Genomic DNA, 14,697 nt, shown 5'->3' on the forward strand with positions numbered 1-14,697 from the left:
TCTGGAATTTGCCGTCAACACTTAATTTCAGCTTTCTCATCAATAAGCCAAGTGCAACCAGAAAACCTTCCTTTAAAGCCCCTTCTATATAGAGAAGGCTTTAAAGGACCCCTGCGTCCCGGAGGACCGCCACCGCTGCCGCATCCAGCCCCAGCACCTGCTGTAGCACCTCAAAGGTGTGCTCCCCTAATAAAGGAGGCGCACGGCGATATTCGACCGGCGTCTTGGACAAACGAATCGGGCTAGCCACCTGCGGCACGTTTCCGGCCAGCGCGTGGGGCAATTCCATCGCCAGCCCACGAGCCCGCACCTGCGGGTCAGCAAACACCTGAGCAAGATCATTGATCGGCCCACATGGCACGCCCGCCTGCTCCAGCAGGGTGACCCACTGCGCCGTGGTCTTGAACACCGTCGCCTGGCGAATCAAGGGAATCAGCGCCGCTCGATTCGCCACCCTCATCTTGTTTGTGGCGAACCGTGGATCGTCAGCCCATTGAGGTTGCCCGGCGACTTCGGCGAATTTACGAAACTGTCCGTCATTACCTACGGTAAGGATGAAGTCGCCGTCAGCCGTAGGAAAATCCTGATAAGGCACGATATTCGGATGAGCATTGCCCAAGCGCTTCGGCGCTTCACCCGTGGTCAGGTAGTTCATCGCCTGGTTGGCAAGACAGGCCACCTGGACATCAAGCAATGCCATATCAATGTGCTGCCCGCCGCCCGCATGATCGCGATGGGCCAATGCTGCCAAAATGGCTGCGGTCGAATACAACCCCGTAAGGATATCCGTCAGCGCGACCCCGACTTTCACCGGCCCCGCCCCCTCATCGCCTTCGGGTCGCCCTGTAAGGCTCATCAGGCCACCGAGCCCTTGGATCATGAAGTCATACCCGGCACGCTTGGCATAAGGACCGGTCTGGCCAAATCCGGTAATCGAGCAGTAGATCAACCGTGGGTTGATCGCCTTCAGCGATTCGTAGTCCAGGCCATAGGCCGCCAGCCCACCCACCTTGAAGTTCTCAATCAGGATGTCGGACTTGGCCGCCAGATCTCGTACCAATCGCTGTCCTTCCGGACGCGTAAAGTCGATGGTTACCGACTGCTTGTTACGGTTGGCAGAGAGGTAATAAGCCGCCTCGGTCGTATTCTCGCCATAGGCATCCTTCAGGAAAGGCGGCCCCCAGGCGCGCGTGTCGTCACCGTTACCGGGACGCTCGACCTTGATGACATCCGCCCCCAGGTCAGCCAGGATCTGCCCGGCCCATGGCCCGGCCAATACTCTCGATAAGTCCAGTACCCGCAGATGCGACAGCGCGCCCATGACCGCTCCCCTATTAATAGAACGCCTGGATACCGGTTTGCGCACGCCCCAGGATCAACGCATGGACGTCATGCGTACCTTCGTAGGTGTTCACCACTTCCAGGTTCACGAGATGGCGAGCGATGCCAAACTCATCGGAGATACCGTTACCACCCAACATGTCCCGCGCCATGCGAGCGATGTCCAGGGATTTGCCGCAAGAGTTACGCTTCATGATCGATGTGATCTCGACCGCCGCCGTGCCCTCATCTTTCATACGACCCAGACGCAGGCAACCCTGCAGGGCGAGCGTGATTTCCGTCTGCATGTCAGCCAGTTTTTTCTGGATCAGCTGATTGGCAGCCAGAGGGCGACCGAACTGCTGCCGATCCAGCGTGTATTGGCGAGCGGTGTGCCAGCAGAATTCGGCCGCGCCCAGCGCTCCCCAGGCTATGCCGTAGCGCGCCGAGTTTAAGCAGGTGAACGGTCCTTTCAAGCCACGCACATCCGGAAAGATGTTTTCTTCAGGAACAAACACGTTATCCATGACGATCTCGCCGGTAATCGACGCACGCAACCCAACCTTGCCATGGATGGCCGGCGCACTCAGGCCCTTCCAGCCCTTCTCGAGAACGAAGCCACGGATATCACCCGCGTCGTCCTTTCCCCAGACCACAAACACGTCAGCGATGGGACTGTTAGTGATCCACATCTTGCTGCCCGTCAGGCTGTAGCCGCCTTCGACTTTGCGTGCACGAGTAATCATGGCGCCCGGGTCGGAACCATGGTTCGGCTCGGTCAGGCCAAAGCAGCCAATCCACTCGCCAGACGCCAGCTTCGGCAGATACTTCTGCTTTTGCGCCTCGGTACCGAATTCGTTGATCGGCACCATGACCAGTGAGGATTGAACGCTCATCATCGAGCGATAACCGGAATCGACGCGCTCCACTTCACGGGCGATCAGGCCATAGCTGACATAATTGAGCCCGCTGCCACCGTACTGCTCGGGAATGGTTGCACCGAGAAGGCCGACTTCACCCATCTCGCGGAAAATCGCCGGGTCGGTCTTTTCATGACGGAACGCCTCCAACACCCGCGACGCGAGTTTCTGCTGGGCAAACTGCTCGGCAGTGTCGCGGATCATGCGTTCTTCTTCGGTCAGTTGCTGGTCCAGCAACAATGGATCGATCCAGTTGAAGCTCGCTTTACCGGCCATGAAAGACTCCTCGCCAATTAAATTAAAAAATCGTGGATTGATCCTAGGCGCGCTTTCCTACAAGGGCAAACGAGGATTACGCACGATCCTGTGCTAATTTCTCACTCCGAAAGCTCCCAAAACCCTGTTTCTAACAGTGACGAGTGAGGTAGTCGTACATGCGTCGCAGGATTCCCAGCACCGCCGCCTTGGTCAGCTTCGAGGCTGCGGCACGCCATGAGAGCTTTACCAAGGCCGCACAGGAGCTTTCACTCACGCAAGGCGCTATCTGCCGGCAGATCGCCGGTCTGGAGGATTTCCTTGGTGTGGAGCTTTTCCGACGTTCCCGTCGCGGGGTCAAACTGACCGAGGCAGGTCTTTCCTACAGCCGCCGGGTAGCCACCCAGCTGGATGCCGTCGAGCGAGATACGCTTTCGGTGATGGGACACACCGGCGCAAACGTGATCGAGCTGGCCGTGGTTCCGACATTCGGCACCCAATGGCTATTACCCCGCCTCAAGGATTTCCAGCAGCAACACCCGGACGTCACCGTCAACCTGACCAACCGCACGCGCCCCTTTCTGTTTGCGGACACGGAGTTCGATGCCGCCGTTTATTTCGGGGATGCGGACTGGTCCGGAACCGAATCCCACAAGCTGATGGGCGAAAATCCGATGCCGGTATGCAGCCCTGAATTACTGGGCAATCAGAATAGCCTGCCGCCGGAAGCGATTGCCGAGCTGCCCCTGCTTCAACAAACCACTCGTCCTTATGCATGGCGTCAGTGGTTCAACGCGCAAAACCTGAACATTGCCCGTGACCTGACAGGCCCGCGTTATGAACTATTCTCCATGCTGGCCCAGGCGGCCATGCACGACATGGGGATCGCCTTGATTCCACCGTTCTTGATCCAACGCGAGCTGGCGGAGAAGCGACTTGTCATTGCTAACCAGAATGCACTGTCGAGCCTCAAAGCCTACTACCTGATGATTCCTGAACGAAAGATTGAATCCGCCTCTCTTCGGGCGTTCCGTGACTGGCTGGTGTACCAAGCGAGGGACTATGACCTTGATAAGTAGACAGAACCCATTACCCGACTCCGGTAGTAAGCTAATAAAAGGCGCTACAGATATAAGTTTATGTCGCTTTTAGTCAATCTGTAATAAATCAGTACGATAGTCTCGAAAGCGTTTAAATACGTGGCTTTGAGCCATATCGCTTCATCCATCAACGGTTATTCACCTAATCCATGGATAAATCCATGCGGAAGCGCTTGAAGCGCTTTAAATCAAGGCGTTGACAGGTATTTACCTAGGGGCTTGCGACATTCGGTCACAGGGTGACTTGTAGTTAATTTTCCGTCACACGTCATAATCCCTTGAAGGCCTGAATTTTCGCCTGCAAAATGCCGCGCCCCGCCTGATCAGGTGGGGTCGTGCTGATCCGCCGCCCCAGCCGCACCATCCGAAGTGCATGGGTTTACTCAATAAGATCACGCAGGAGATTTGACGTGCACATTGGTGTTCCTCTCGAAACCCAAACGGGTGAAACACGGGTTGCTGCTACCCCGGAAACCATCAAGAAGCTGATCGGCCAAGGTCACAAGGTCACTGTTCAGAGCGGCGCAGGCACCAAGGCCAGCGTTATCGACAGTGCCTATGAGGCAGCGGGCGCCGCTATTGGCAGCGCCAATGACGCGTTCGGCGCTGAACTGATTCTCAAGGTCGTCGCCCCCAGCGACAGCGAACTGACGTTGATCAAGAGCGGCACCGTCCTGGTGGGCATGCTCAATCCATTCAATAACGAAACCATCGCCAAGCTGGCCGAGCGTGGCATTACCGCATTCGCCCTTGAGGCCGCGCCACGCACCTCCCGTGCCCAGAGCCTGGATGTGCTGTCGTCTCAAGCAAACATCGCCGGTTATAAAGCCGTGCTGCTGGCCGCCCACTATTACCCACGCTTCATGCCGATGCTGATGACCGCGGCGGGCACCGTGAAAGCGGCGCGCGTGCTGATTCTCGGTGCCGGGGTGGCCGGGTTGCAGGCGATCGCCACGGCTAAACGCCTGGGTGCAGTGATCGAGGCTTCGGATGTGCGTCCGGCGGTGAAGGAACAGATCGAATCCCTCGGCGCCAAGTTCGTCGACGTGCCTTATGAAACCGATGAAGAACGCGAATGCGCCGTCGGTGTCGGCGGCTACGCCCGGCCCATGCCTGCCAGTTGGATGCAACGCCAGGCCCAAGCGGTGCACGAGCGCGCCAAGCAGGCTGACATCGTCATCACCACCGCGTTGATCCCCGGTCGCAAGGCGCCAACCCTGCTGAGCGCCGAAACCGTCGCGCAGATGAAGCCGGGTTCAGTGGTCATCGACCTCGCCGCAGCCCAGGGCGGCAACTGCCCGCTGACCGTGGCGGATCAAGTCGTGGTCGAGAACGGCGTGACCATCGTCGGCCCGACCAACCTGGCCGGTGAAGTGGCCGCCGACGCTTCGGCGCTGTACGCCCGTAACCTGCTGGACTTCCTGAAGCTGGTCTTCACCAAGGAAGGTCAGTTCGACGTGAACCTGGAAGACGACATCGTCGCCGCGTGCCTGATGTGCCGCGACGGCCAGGTCATCCGTAAAAACGCCTAAGCAGGGATTCAGACAATGGAAGAGCTCATCTCCCCCGGTATCTACAACCTGATCATCTTCGTGCTGGCGATTTATGTCGGTTACCACGTGGTCTGGAACGTGACACCCGCATTGCACACACCGTTGATGGCAGTCACTAACGCCATTTCGGCGATCGTGATCGTCGGCGCGATGCTCGCCGCCGCGCTGACCGTGACCCCTCTGGGCAAGACCATGGGCACCCTCGCCGTGGCCTTGGCCGCGGTGAACGTATTCGGTGGCTTCCTGGTGACGCGCCGCATGCTTGAGATGTTCAAGAAAAAAGCCCCGAAAGCCGTAAAAGAAGAGGCGCCCAAGTAATGAGCATGAACCTGGTAACGACGCTCTACCTGATCGCGTCGATCTGTTTCATTCAGGCCCTCAAAGGTCTGTCGCACCCGACCACGTCCCGCCGCGGCAACCTGTTCGGCATGCTCGGCATGGCGCTGGCGGTGCTCACCACCGTGGGTCTTATCTATAAGCTGGGTGCTGAGCTGGCTACCGCCGGCATCGGCTACGTGATCGTCGGCCTGCTGATCGGCGGCACTGCCGGTTCGATCATGGCCAAACGTGTCGAGATGACCAAGATGCCGGAGCTGGTGGCGTTCATGCACAGCATGATCGGCCTGGCCGCGGTATTCATTGCCATCGCCGCCGTTGTCGAGCCGCAGTCCCTGGGCATCGTCAAGCAGCTGGGCGATTCGATTCCGGCCGGCAACCGCTTGGAGCTGTTTCTCGGCGCGGCCATCGGTGCAATCACCTTCTCCGGTTCGGTGATTGCCTTCGGCAAGTTGTCCGGCAAATACAAGTTCCGCCTTTTTCAGGGCGCACCGGTACAGTTCGGCGGCCAGCACAAGCTCAATCTGATCCTGGGCCTGGCAACACTGGGCCTGGGCCTGGCCTTCATGTTCACCGGCAACCTGAGCGCGTTCGCTTTGATGCTGGCCCTGGCGTTCGTGCTCGGCGTGCTGATCATCATCCCCATCGGTGGTGCCGACATGCCGGTGGTGGTGTCGATGCTCAACAGTTACTCGGGCTGGGCGGCGGCCGGTATCGGCTTCTCGCTGAACAACTCGATGCTGATCATCGCCGGTTCCCTGGTGGGTTCGAGCGGTGCGATCCTCTCGTACATCATGTGCAAGGCCATGAACCGTTCGTTCTTCAATGTGCTGCTCGGCGGCTTCGGCAACAGCGCGGATGCGGCAGGCCCGGCCGGCTCGAAAGAAGCGCGCCCGGTGAAATCCGGCTCGGCCGACGATGCGACGTTCCTGCTGACCAACGCCGACACCGTGATCATCGTGCCGGGCTATGGCCTGGCGGTCGCGCGGGCGCAGCACGCCCTGAAAGAGCTGACCGAAAAGCTGACCCATCACGGCGTGACCGTGAAGTACGCGATCCACCCGGTGGCCGGTCGCATGCCCGGGCACATGAACGTGCTGCTGGCCGAGGCCGAAGTGCCGTACGACCAGGTATTCGAGATGGAGGACATCAACTCCGAGTTCGGCCAGGCTGACGTTGTCCTGGTGCTCGGCGCCAACGACGTGGTCAATCCGGCAGCGAAGAACGATCCGAAATCGCCGATTGCCGGCATGCCGATCCTCGAAGCGTTCAAGGCCAAGACCATCATCGTCAACAAGCGCTCCATGGCCAGCGGCTACGCCGGCTTGGACAACGAGCTGTTCTACCTGGACAAGACCATGATGGTCTTTGGTGACGCGAAAAAGGTCATCGAAGACATGGTCAAAGCGGTGGAATAATCCCTCTGCGCTTCACTCAAACGCCCCGGCTCGTCGGGGCGTTTTGATTTGTATCAAGGCCTGACGTTACCGATCCGGTAATGATGTTTTGCCTGAACCCCCCGTAATAGACGCCTTAAATGCGACTTTTGTCGCGGGTCGGGCACGGCGCGAATTCACTAGACTGCGCATCCTTGCTTCCTGTCCGAGAAAACCCACTATGTACCGTGATCGCATCCGCCTGCCTTCGTTGTTGAATAAAGTGATGAGCGCCGCCGAAGCCACCTTGTTGATCGAGGACGGCATGACCGTCGGCATGAGCGGCTTCACCCGAGCGGGAGAAGCAAAAGCGGTACCCCACGCTCTGGCAGAGCGCGCCAAGATCACCCCGCTGAAAATCAGCCTGATGACCGGCGCAAGCCTGGGTAACGACCTGGACAAGGAGCTCACCGAAGCCGGGGTGCTGGCGCGACGCATGCCCTTCCAAGTCGATAGCACGCTACGCAAGGCGATCAACGCAGGCGAGGTGATGTTCATCGATCAACATCTCTCGGAAACCGTTGAACAACTGCGCAACGCCCAACTCAAGCTCCCTGATATTGCCGTCATCGAAGCGGTCGCCATCACAGAGCAAGGCCACATCGTACCAACCACGTCGGTGGGTAACTCCGCCAGCTTCGCCATCTTTGCACGGCAAGTGATCGTCGAAATCAACCTGGCCCACAACCCGAACCTGGAAGGGTTGCATGACATCTATATCCCGACCTATCGGCCGACCCGCACGCCGATTCCCCTGGTAAAAGTCGACGACCGTATTGGCAGCACCGCGATCCCGATCCCACCGGAAAAAATCGCCGCCATTGTCATTACCCACCAGGGCGACTCGCCGTCGACCGTTACGCCACCGGACCACGACACCCAGGCCATCGCCGATCACTTGATCGGGTTCTTCAAGCAGGAAGTCGCCGCTGGGCGCCTGACCAATAAACTCGGTCCGCTGCAGGCCGGTATTGGCAACATCGCCAACGCGGTGATGTGTGGGCTGATCGACTCTCCGTTCGAAGCGCTGACCATGTATTCCGAAGTCCTGCAGGACTCGACATTCGATTTGATCGACGCCGGGAAACTCAGCTTCGCCTCGGGCAGCTCCATCACGCTGTCGAGTCGACGCAATGCCGATGTGTTCGGGAACCTGGACAGGTACAAGGACAAACTGATCCTGCGCCCACAGGAAATTTCCAATCATCCCGAGGTGGTGCGCCGTCTGGGCATCATTGGCATCAACACCGCGCTGGAGTTCGACCTCTACGGCAACGTCAACTCCACCCATGTCTGTGGTACGCGGATGATGAACGGCATCGGCGGCTCGGGAGACTTTGCCCGGAATGCCCACTTGGCCATCTTCGTGACCAAATCGATTGCCAAGGGCGGTTCGATTTCCAGCGTCGTACCGATGGTCAGCCACGTGGACCACACCGAACATGATGTCGACATCCTGGTCACCGAAATCGGCCTGGCCGACCTGCGAGGCTTGGCACCGAGGGAGCGAGCACGCGTGATCATCGATAACTGTGTGCATCCGTCCTACCGCCAGGCGCTGAACGAATACTTTGAGAAAGCGTGCGCCCTGGGTGGCCATACACCTCACGTCCTGCGTGATGCACTGAGTTGGCACCTGAACCTGGAAGAAACCGGACGGATGTTGGTGGATTGACACGGCCCGGGTCATTGCGATGATAAATACACTTTTGATTGTGGGCGACTGCTTAATACCAAGTCGATAAAAACTGTACTGCTGTACCGGTGTTTTCTTACAGTCTTTTCCCACAAATCAGCTCGAATAGACAAAAAACGCACCAATGCGGAGCGTACAGGTACAGTTGCTTCAATATCGACCAGTACACTGCTGTTTAACAGTTAACTGGTCTCTCACATTACAGGTGAACTGTATCTAGAGAGACTGGCCAAACGAGAGGATCATGGGCACCAGTCAAACCACTACCTAATCCCGCCACAAGCGGAAGGATGTCACCATGGAACGTACACTCAGTTCCGAGCTGTTCTTCGACGACAACGCTGCAAAAAACCAGGCTTCCCTGCCTCTTCGCGTTATTGCCAACCTGATGTTGTGGCAGCGCCGCATCGCCAGCCGTCACCAACTGGCTCGTCTGGATTCGCGCCTGCTGGCTGACGCCGGTATCAGCGAAGCACAACGCTACGAAGAGCTGAGCAAGCCGTTCTGGCGCTAACTCAGCGTCGCTGGCCCTGACCCCATCGGGTCCATCGCCAGCACTGAATTGAACAAACAAGACCCGTCGCGGGAAACCGCGACGGGTCTTGTCGTTTCAGAGCAGTTGTTTTAAGAGAATCACGGCGTCGTAACAGTTTATGCGCTCTTTAAATTAACCAGTACAGTTTAGCTAATGGGTCGAATGAAATCGCCAGATGACTTATCTGCTGCTGTCACCCAGCCCGTTCTGTCCTACTATCGGTGCAAACGGGGCGAAGCGAGTCGAGCAGGCGTCTCCTCTTCCAGCTACGCACCGGCATTACCTCAATGTTCAAGGAGTTTCATCATGACCCGTCTTCGTCTGCTCAGCGCAGTTGCCCTGCTGGCCGTAGCCGCCCAGGCCAACGCCAGTAGCTTTATCGTCACTACCGACTCCATCGTCGGCGCGCTCAAGGGCACGTCCGATGCGTCCTCTGATGCAACCTCATCGCTGCGGGACAACAAGATCGTCCAGGCCGCCCGTGATGACGCCGCCAGCTTCGTGGCCAGCGAAGGCGCCATTCGCGGTGTGAAATTGGAAAGCGCCCTGGATTACATCCGCCAACAGGCGCCGCAGTTGAACGCCACCGACGCACAGTTGGCCCAGGCCATTCTGGTTATCTGATGCAACATGAAACAGGGGGCACCGGAGGGTGTCCCGATGTTTCAACGCTGGCTCTGGACCGGGGGTTTGCGCTAGCCTTCAGGCTCGCCATCAACCGTCGAGTCTCATGCGTTTCTTCTCAGATCTGTTTATCGCGACTTTCTTCGTAGCTTTTTGCTGGTCTGTTCCGGTCCGTGCCTTCGACGTGTCCACTCAGCAAGTCGTGGTCAGCGGCTATGCCACAAGCATGGTGACCTCCGCGCCCTTCGACCATAAACTGGTCGCCGCCGCTCACGACGATGCTGCGGCATTCATCGCCAGCGACGGGCAGCTACGAGGTGCACGGCTGGAGTCCGCTCTGGATTACCTACGCCGGGCCCAACCAAAACTTCATGTCAGCGACCTTGAACTGGCACAAGCAATTCTCGTCCAATAGTTATCCTTATTCTCCGGAGTCGTTCCATGCGTAGCCCGCTGATTGCTGCCGCCCTAGGCCTGCTGATACTGGCCGATGTGGCCCAGGCACATACCCTGGTAGCCACCAGTAACATCATCGTTCGCGCTTCCCAGCGCACGATCGATTTCACTTCCGACACCACTACATCGATTCGTGATTCGAAAATCGTCCGCGAAGCCCATGACGATGCCGCCAGTTTCGTAGCCAGCAACGGCGAAATTCGTGGCGCTCATCTCGAAGCCGCTTTCGACACCTTGCGTACCCGCGTGCCGGAAGCGCGCGATGCCACTGACCAGGTTCTCGCCGAAGCCATTCTCGCATTGTGAGGCGGCTCGCCGCCTGGCTGACAGCCGGGGTCCTGCTGCTCACGGGCAGCATGGCCCAAGCCGGCCTGCAATTGCATCTCAACGCCGAAGGGCTTGACCCCGCGCAACAGCAGGCCAGCCAGGCGCTGCTCGATGAAGCCATGCGCGCGCTGCCGCCGCGCTTCATCGAGCGGTTGGACCGACGCATCGACGTCGGCTGGACCGACCAGATGCCTACCAACGCCTACGGCCAGGCTTCGCTGGTGTCGCAACTGGACTTGAACAGCAACCTGCTCGACAGCCTCACCGACGGCAGTGCCGCGACGCAAAAGACCCATCGTCCCCACGGCACCGTGCGGCAGGAAATGCTTGCCACCGTCCTGCACGAACTGACCCACATCTATGACCGTTCGCGCTTATGGCCGGATGCCGAACGCGCGCTGATCCAGCGCTGCACCCGGCGCAACGACAGCGCCGGGCTGATCGGCCTTCCAGATGAATGCCGGGGCCAGAACGACCGCCGCTTTACCCTTAGCGATGACCCCCGCCTGCTGGACCTCGCCGGCTGGCCGCAATACGTCGGCCGTCGCGGCGAACGGGAGCAACATAACCGTCAAGTCGCCCGCAGCCCGGACCTTTACGAAACGAGCAGCCCCAAGGAATTCGTCGCGGTCAACATGGAGTATTTCCTCCTGGACCCCAGCTACGCCTGCCGACGACCCGCCCTGTATCGCTATTACCAGGAACACTTCGGCTGGGCCCCCGCTACCAAGGACACCTGCGCCAAATCCTTCGCCTTCCTCAACGCCGGCAACGACTTCGCCAGGACGCCCCTGGGCAAGGTCGATCCGGAACGGGTCTACGCCATCGACTACCTGCTGGCCGAAGCCAACCAGAATTGGGTCAGCCGCTGGGGCCACAGCATGCTCCGCCTGGTGATCTGCGCGCCGGGCCGCCCACGTGGCCCGGACTGCCGACTGGATCTGGACCAACATCTGGTGCTGTCGTATCGCGCGTTCGTAGGCGACGTACAGTTGTCGAGTTGGGATGGCCTGGTGGGCAAATACCCATCACGCCTGTTCGTACTGCCGCTGGCCCAGGTGATCGACGAGTACACCAAGACCGAGCTGCGCAGCCTGGCGTCCGTGCCGCTGAACCTATCGCGCAGCGAGATCGAGCAAACCGTCGAACATGCCGCCGAAATGCACTGGAGCTACGACGGCAACTATTACTTCCTGTCCAACAATTGCGCGGTGGAGAGCCTGAAACTGCTGCGCAGTGGCAGCAACAACAAACACCTCACCGGCCTGGATAGCATCATGCCCAACGGCCTGCTGGAAGTGCTCAAGGGCCGGGGCTTGGCGGACACCAGCGTGCTGGATGATCCAAAGGAAGCCTTGCGCCTGGGCTACCGCTTCGATTCGTTCCGTGACCGGTATCAGGCTATGTTCGACGTGCTGAAGAAGTACCTGCCGATCAAGCAACAGACGGTAGAGGACTGGCTTTCCCTGGACGCCGCCGAACGCCGCGTCTGGTTCGAGCAGGCCGACCTGCGCACCAGCGCTGCGTTGTTGCTGCTGGAGCAGGCCAGTTATCGTCGGCAGTTACTGCTGGCTCAGGATGAAGTCAAACAGCGCTACCTCGGTGCGCGCGAGTTGCAGAACGGCGGCATGGAAAGGGCTAACGCAACACTGCAACAGATTCTCGCCAACAGCGGGTTTCTGAGCCGTCCCGCCGAATTGCTGGGCAGCGATGGCTACGGATTGCCCCAACCCAGCGAGTGGCAACGACTGGAATCGGAAAGCAGCCTGCGTCAGAAACAGCTGCAAACACTGACCGGCGATCTGGATAAGGAAGTCCGGGCCTTGCTGGAGCCAAGCCGTGCCGCTGAAATTGCGGCGAGCGAGGCCAACGTGAAGGCGATCGGCGAGCATCTGCGCAAGCTGCACAAGGCGGGTGGCGGGCTGGAGTTGCCCTAGTACCCAGCCCCTGTGCGGCGGCGACGCTTTGGTCATCGGCCCAGCCGTTTATGCATACAAAAAAGGGTTCAGAATCTTGTTCTGAACCCTTTTTTCGTTGCAGCAATTGAGTCAGTTGACGCGCGCCTCACGCACACCCTGCGCCAATGCGGCACACAAGCTCAACACCCCATCAATCGCCTGCTCCGAGGTATCCGCGCTGGCAATGTGGTCGATCAGCGCCGAGCCAACCACCACACCGTCAGCCAGCCGTGCAATGGCTGCGGCTTGTTCCGGCGTGCGGATGCCAAAACCGATGCTGATCGGCAGGTCGGTATGGCGACGCAGGCGCGCCACGGCTTCTTCCACATGCTCCAGGGTGGCGGCACCCGCGCCGGTCACACCTGCGACCGACACGTAATACACAAAGCCGGAGCTGCCGTTGAGCACGGTCGGCAAACGCACATCGTCGGTGGTGGGCGTCGTCAGACGGATGAAGTCCAACCCGACAGCCTGGGCCGGTTCGCACAGTTCACTGTTGTGCTCGGGCGGCATGTCGACAACGATCAGGCCGTCAACACCAGAATCCAGTGCTTCACCGATAAAACGCTGTACACCGTAACGATGGATCGGGTTGAAGTAGCCCATCAGCACCAGCGGTGTCTCGCTATTGTCCTTGCGGAACTCACGAACCATCTGCAGGGTTTTCGCCAGGTTTTGCTGGGCCCCCAGGGCACGGATGTTAGCCAACTGGATCGCCGGGCCGTCGGCCATCGGGTCTGTGAACGGCATGCCCAACTCGATCACATCGGCACCGGCTGCCGGCAAGCCCTTGAGGATCGCCAGCGAGGTGTCGTAGTTCGGGTCGCCGGCCGTGACGAACGTCACCAGGGCAGCGCGGTTCTGTTGCTTGAGTTCGGCAAAACGGGTTTGCAGGCGGCTCATCAGTGTTTCTCCTGCTTGGACTGTTCCATGTGGTGCATCACGGTTTGCATGTCTTTGTCGCCACGGCCGGACAGGTTGACCACCATCAGGTGATCTTTCGGCAGGTTGGGCGCGCGTTTAAACACTTCAGCCAAGGCGTGGGCACTTTCCAGTGCAGGAATAATCCCTTCCAGGCGACAGCATTTGTGAAAGGCCTCCAGGGCTTCAGCATCGGTCACCGAGGTGTACTGAACGCGACCGATGTCGTGCAACCAGGCGTGTTCCGGGCCAATACCCGGATAGTCGAGGCCAGCGGAAATCGAATGGGCGTCGATGATCTGGCCATCGTCGTCCTGCAACAGGAAAGTGCGGTTGCCGTGCAGTACCCCTGGGACGCCGCCGTTCAGGCTCGCTGCGTGTTTACCGGTCTCGATGCCATAGCCGGCCGCTTCAACACCGATGATCTCGACACTCTTGTCGTCCAGGAATGGATGGAACAGGCCCATGGCATTCGAGCCACCGCCGATGCACGCCACCAGGCTGTCTGGCAGGCGACCTTCCTGGGCTTGCAACTGATCGCGGGTTTCCTTGCCGATCACGGCCTGGAAGTCGCGCACCATCGCCGGGTACGGATGGGGTCCCGCCACCGTACCGATGAGGTAGAACGTACTGTCGACATTGGTAACCCAGTCGCGCAGCGCCTCGTTCATGGCGTCTTTCAGCGTGCCCGTGCCGGCAACCACCGGGATCACCTCGGCACCCAGCAGCTTCATGCGGAACACGTTGGCCTGCTGACGCTCGATGTCGGTGGTGCCCATGTAGATCACGCAATCCAGGCCGAACCGCGCAGCCACGGTGGCAGTCGCCACGCCGTGCATGCCGGCGCCGGTCTCGGCGATGATGCGTTTCTTGCCCATGCGCCGCGCTAACAGGATCTGGCCGATGCAGTTGTTGATCTTGTGGGCGCCGGTGTGGTTCAGCTCTTCGCGCTTGAGGTAGATCTTGGCGCCGCCGCAGTATTCAGTGAGGCGTTCGGCGAAATAGAGCGGGCTCGGACGTCCGACGTAGTCCCGCTGGAAGTAGGCCAATTCCTCAATGAATGCAGGATCTTCCTTCGCTACTTCATATTCGCGGGCCAGATCAAGGATCAGCGGCATCAGGGTTTCGGCCACGTAGCGGCCGCCGAAGGCACCAAACAGGCCGTTGGCGTCGGGACCACTGCGCAGGTTGAAAGGGGTCGTAGGCTGGGTCATCGGGGGCGCTCCAGGCAAATGCATAAAAAACAATGGGCTCACTCTA

General features: G+C 59.3%; 14 protein-coding genes. 10 read left to right on the forward strand and 4 right to left on the reverse strand.

Annotated elements, in window-relative coordinates:
* Positions 1 to 100: 100 nt before the first annotated feature.
* Positions 101 to 1,321: a CaiB/BaiF CoA transferase family protein gene (locus J7E36_RS00005; RefSeq protein WP_214998642.1), complete on the reverse strand. Its 1,221-nt coding sequence runs from the start codon at positions 1,319 to 1,321 to the stop codon at positions 101 to 103.
* Between the two features lie 13 nt (positions 1,322 to 1,334).
* A complete protein-coding gene (locus J7E36_RS00010; protein ID WP_214998644.1) occupies positions 1,335 to 2,516 on the reverse strand; it encodes an acyl-CoA dehydrogenase in 1,182 nt (393 codons plus the stop codon).
* A gap of 158 nt (positions 2,517 to 2,674) precedes the next feature.
* On the opposite strand from J7E36_RS00010, the gene J7E36_RS00015 reads away from it, so the two are divergent.
* The 10 genes from J7E36_RS00015 to J7E36_RS00060 all read left to right on the forward strand — a co-directional run bounded on the left by J7E36_RS00015 (position 2,675) and on the right by J7E36_RS00060 (position 12,495).
* Positions 2,675 to 3,574, forward strand: coding sequence for a LysR family transcriptional regulator (locus J7E36_RS00015; RefSeq protein WP_214998646.1), 900 nt, complete (start codon positions 2,675 to 2,677; stop codon positions 3,572 to 3,574).
* 431 nt (positions 3,575 to 4,005) lie between these two features.
* Positions 4,006 to 5,127, forward strand: coding sequence for a Re/Si-specific NAD(P)(+) transhydrogenase subunit alpha (locus J7E36_RS00020; RefSeq protein ID WP_214998648.1), 1,122 nt, complete (start codon positions 4,006 to 4,008; stop codon positions 5,125 to 5,127).
* A gap of 15 nt (positions 5,128 to 5,142) precedes the next feature.
* On the forward strand, positions 5,143 to 5,466 hold the full coding sequence (locus J7E36_RS00025; protein ID WP_003187010.1) for an NAD(P) transhydrogenase subunit alpha: 324 nt from the start codon (positions 5,143 to 5,145) through the stop codon (positions 5,464 to 5,466).
* Entirely contained in the window at positions 5,466 to 6,902 is a 1,437-nt protein-coding gene (locus J7E36_RS00030) for an NAD(P)(+) transhydrogenase (Re/Si-specific) subunit beta (protein ID WP_214998650.1), read from the forward strand. Before J7E36_RS00025 ends, J7E36_RS00030 begins: the two co-directional genes overlap by 1 nt.
* Before the next feature lie 199 nt (positions 6,903 to 7,101).
* Positions 7,102 to 8,595 (forward strand): acetyl-CoA hydrolase/transferase family protein, encoded by a 1,494-nt coding sequence (locus tag J7E36_RS00035; protein WP_214998652.1) that lies wholly within the window; start codon positions 7,102 to 7,104, stop codon positions 8,593 to 8,595.
* 319 nt (positions 8,596 to 8,914) lie between these two features.
* On the forward strand, positions 8,915 to 9,130 hold the full coding sequence (locus J7E36_RS00040) for a DUF1127 domain-containing protein (RefSeq protein WP_214998654.1): 216 nt from the start codon (positions 8,915 to 8,917) through the stop codon (positions 9,128 to 9,130).
* Between the two features lie 327 nt (positions 9,131 to 9,457).
* Positions 9,458 to 9,775 (forward strand): DUF2388 domain-containing protein, encoded by a 318-nt coding sequence (locus J7E36_RS00045; RefSeq protein WP_214998656.1) that lies wholly within the window; start codon positions 9,458 to 9,460, stop codon positions 9,773 to 9,775.
* Positions 9,776 to 9,881: 106 nt separating this feature from the next.
* The gene (locus J7E36_RS00050; protein WP_214998659.1) at positions 9,882 to 10,190 is read left to right on the forward strand and encodes a DUF2388 domain-containing protein; all 309 of its coding nucleotides are present in this window, start codon (positions 9,882 to 9,884) and stop codon (positions 10,188 to 10,190) included.
* 26 nt (positions 10,191 to 10,216) lie between these two features.
* The gene (locus tag J7E36_RS00055; protein WP_214998661.1) at positions 10,217 to 10,537 is read left to right on the forward strand and encodes a DUF2388 domain-containing protein; all 321 of its coding nucleotides are present in this window, start codon (positions 10,217 to 10,219) and stop codon (positions 10,535 to 10,537) included.
* A complete protein-coding gene (locus tag J7E36_RS00060) occupies positions 10,534 to 12,495 on the forward strand; it encodes a DUF4105 domain-containing protein (RefSeq protein ID WP_214998663.1) in 1,962 nt (653 codons plus the stop codon). Before J7E36_RS00055 ends, J7E36_RS00060 begins: the two co-directional genes overlap by 4 nt.
* A 111-nt stretch (positions 12,496 to 12,606) precedes the next feature.
* Here the strand turns inward: J7E36_RS00060 and trpA are convergent, their stop codons facing one another.
* Together trpA and trpB are read right to left on the reverse strand one after the other, a co-directional pair.
* The gene (gene trpA, locus J7E36_RS00065; protein ID WP_214998664.1) at positions 12,607 to 13,419 is read right to left on the reverse strand and encodes a tryptophan synthase subunit alpha; all 813 of its coding nucleotides are present in this window, start codon (positions 13,417 to 13,419) and stop codon (positions 12,607 to 12,609) included.
* Positions 13,419 to 14,651 carry a tryptophan synthase subunit beta gene (gene trpB, locus J7E36_RS00070; RefSeq protein WP_214998666.1) on the reverse strand — a complete coding sequence of 411 codons (1,233 nt, stop codon included), beginning with the start codon at positions 14,649 to 14,651 and terminating at the stop codon, positions 13,419 to 13,421. The genes trpA and trpB overlap by 1 nt, the downstream gene beginning before the upstream one ends.
* Positions 14,652 to 14,697 lie beyond the last annotated feature (46 nt).

This window comes from Pseudomonas fluorescens (genome assembly GCF_018614775.1).
Taxonomy (GTDB): domain Bacteria; phylum Pseudomonadota; class Gammaproteobacteria; order Pseudomonadales; family Pseudomonadaceae; genus Aquipseudomonas; species Aquipseudomonas fluorescens_BY.

Coding starts and splice junctions, on each gene's coding strand:
- trpB (WP_214998666.1), bottom strand. CDS start 14,651: ATGACCCAGCCTACGACCCCTTTCAACCTGCGCAGTGGTCCCGACGCC.
- J7E36_RS00040 (WP_214998654.1), top strand. CDS start 8,915: ATGGAACGTACACTCAGTTCCGAGCTGTTCTTCGACGACAACGCTGCA.
- J7E36_RS00025 (WP_003187010.1), top strand. CDS start 5,143: ATGGAAGAGCTCATCTCCCCCGGTATCTACAACCTGATCATCTTCGTG.
- J7E36_RS00010 (WP_214998644.1), bottom strand. CDS start 2,516: ATGGCCGGTAAAGCGAGCTTCAACTGGATCGATCCATTGTTGCTGGAC.
- J7E36_RS00055 (WP_214998661.1), top strand. CDS start 10,217: ATGCGTAGCCCGCTGATTGCTGCCGCCCTAGGCCTGCTGATACTGGCC.
- J7E36_RS00035 (WP_214998652.1), top strand. CDS start 7,102: ATGTACCGTGATCGCATCCGCCTGCCTTCGTTGTTGAATAAAGTGATG.
- trpA (WP_214998664.1), bottom strand. CDS start 13,419: ATGAGCCGCCTGCAAACCCGTTTTGCCGAACTCAAGCAACAGAACCGC.
- J7E36_RS00030 (WP_214998650.1), top strand. CDS start 5,466: ATGAGCATGAACCTGGTAACGACGCTCTACCTGATCGCGTCGATCTGT.
- J7E36_RS00005 (WP_214998642.1), bottom strand. CDS start 1,321: ATGGGCGCGCTGTCGCATCTGCGGGTACTGGACTTATCGAGAGTATTG.
- J7E36_RS00015 (WP_214998646.1), top strand. CDS start 2,675: ATGCGTCGCAGGATTCCCAGCACCGCCGCCTTGGTCAGCTTCGAGGCT.
- J7E36_RS00050 (WP_214998659.1), top strand. CDS start 9,882: ATGCGTTTCTTCTCAGATCTGTTTATCGCGACTTTCTTCGTAGCTTTT.
- J7E36_RS00045 (WP_214998656.1), top strand. CDS start 9,458: ATGACCCGTCTTCGTCTGCTCAGCGCAGTTGCCCTGCTGGCCGTAGCC.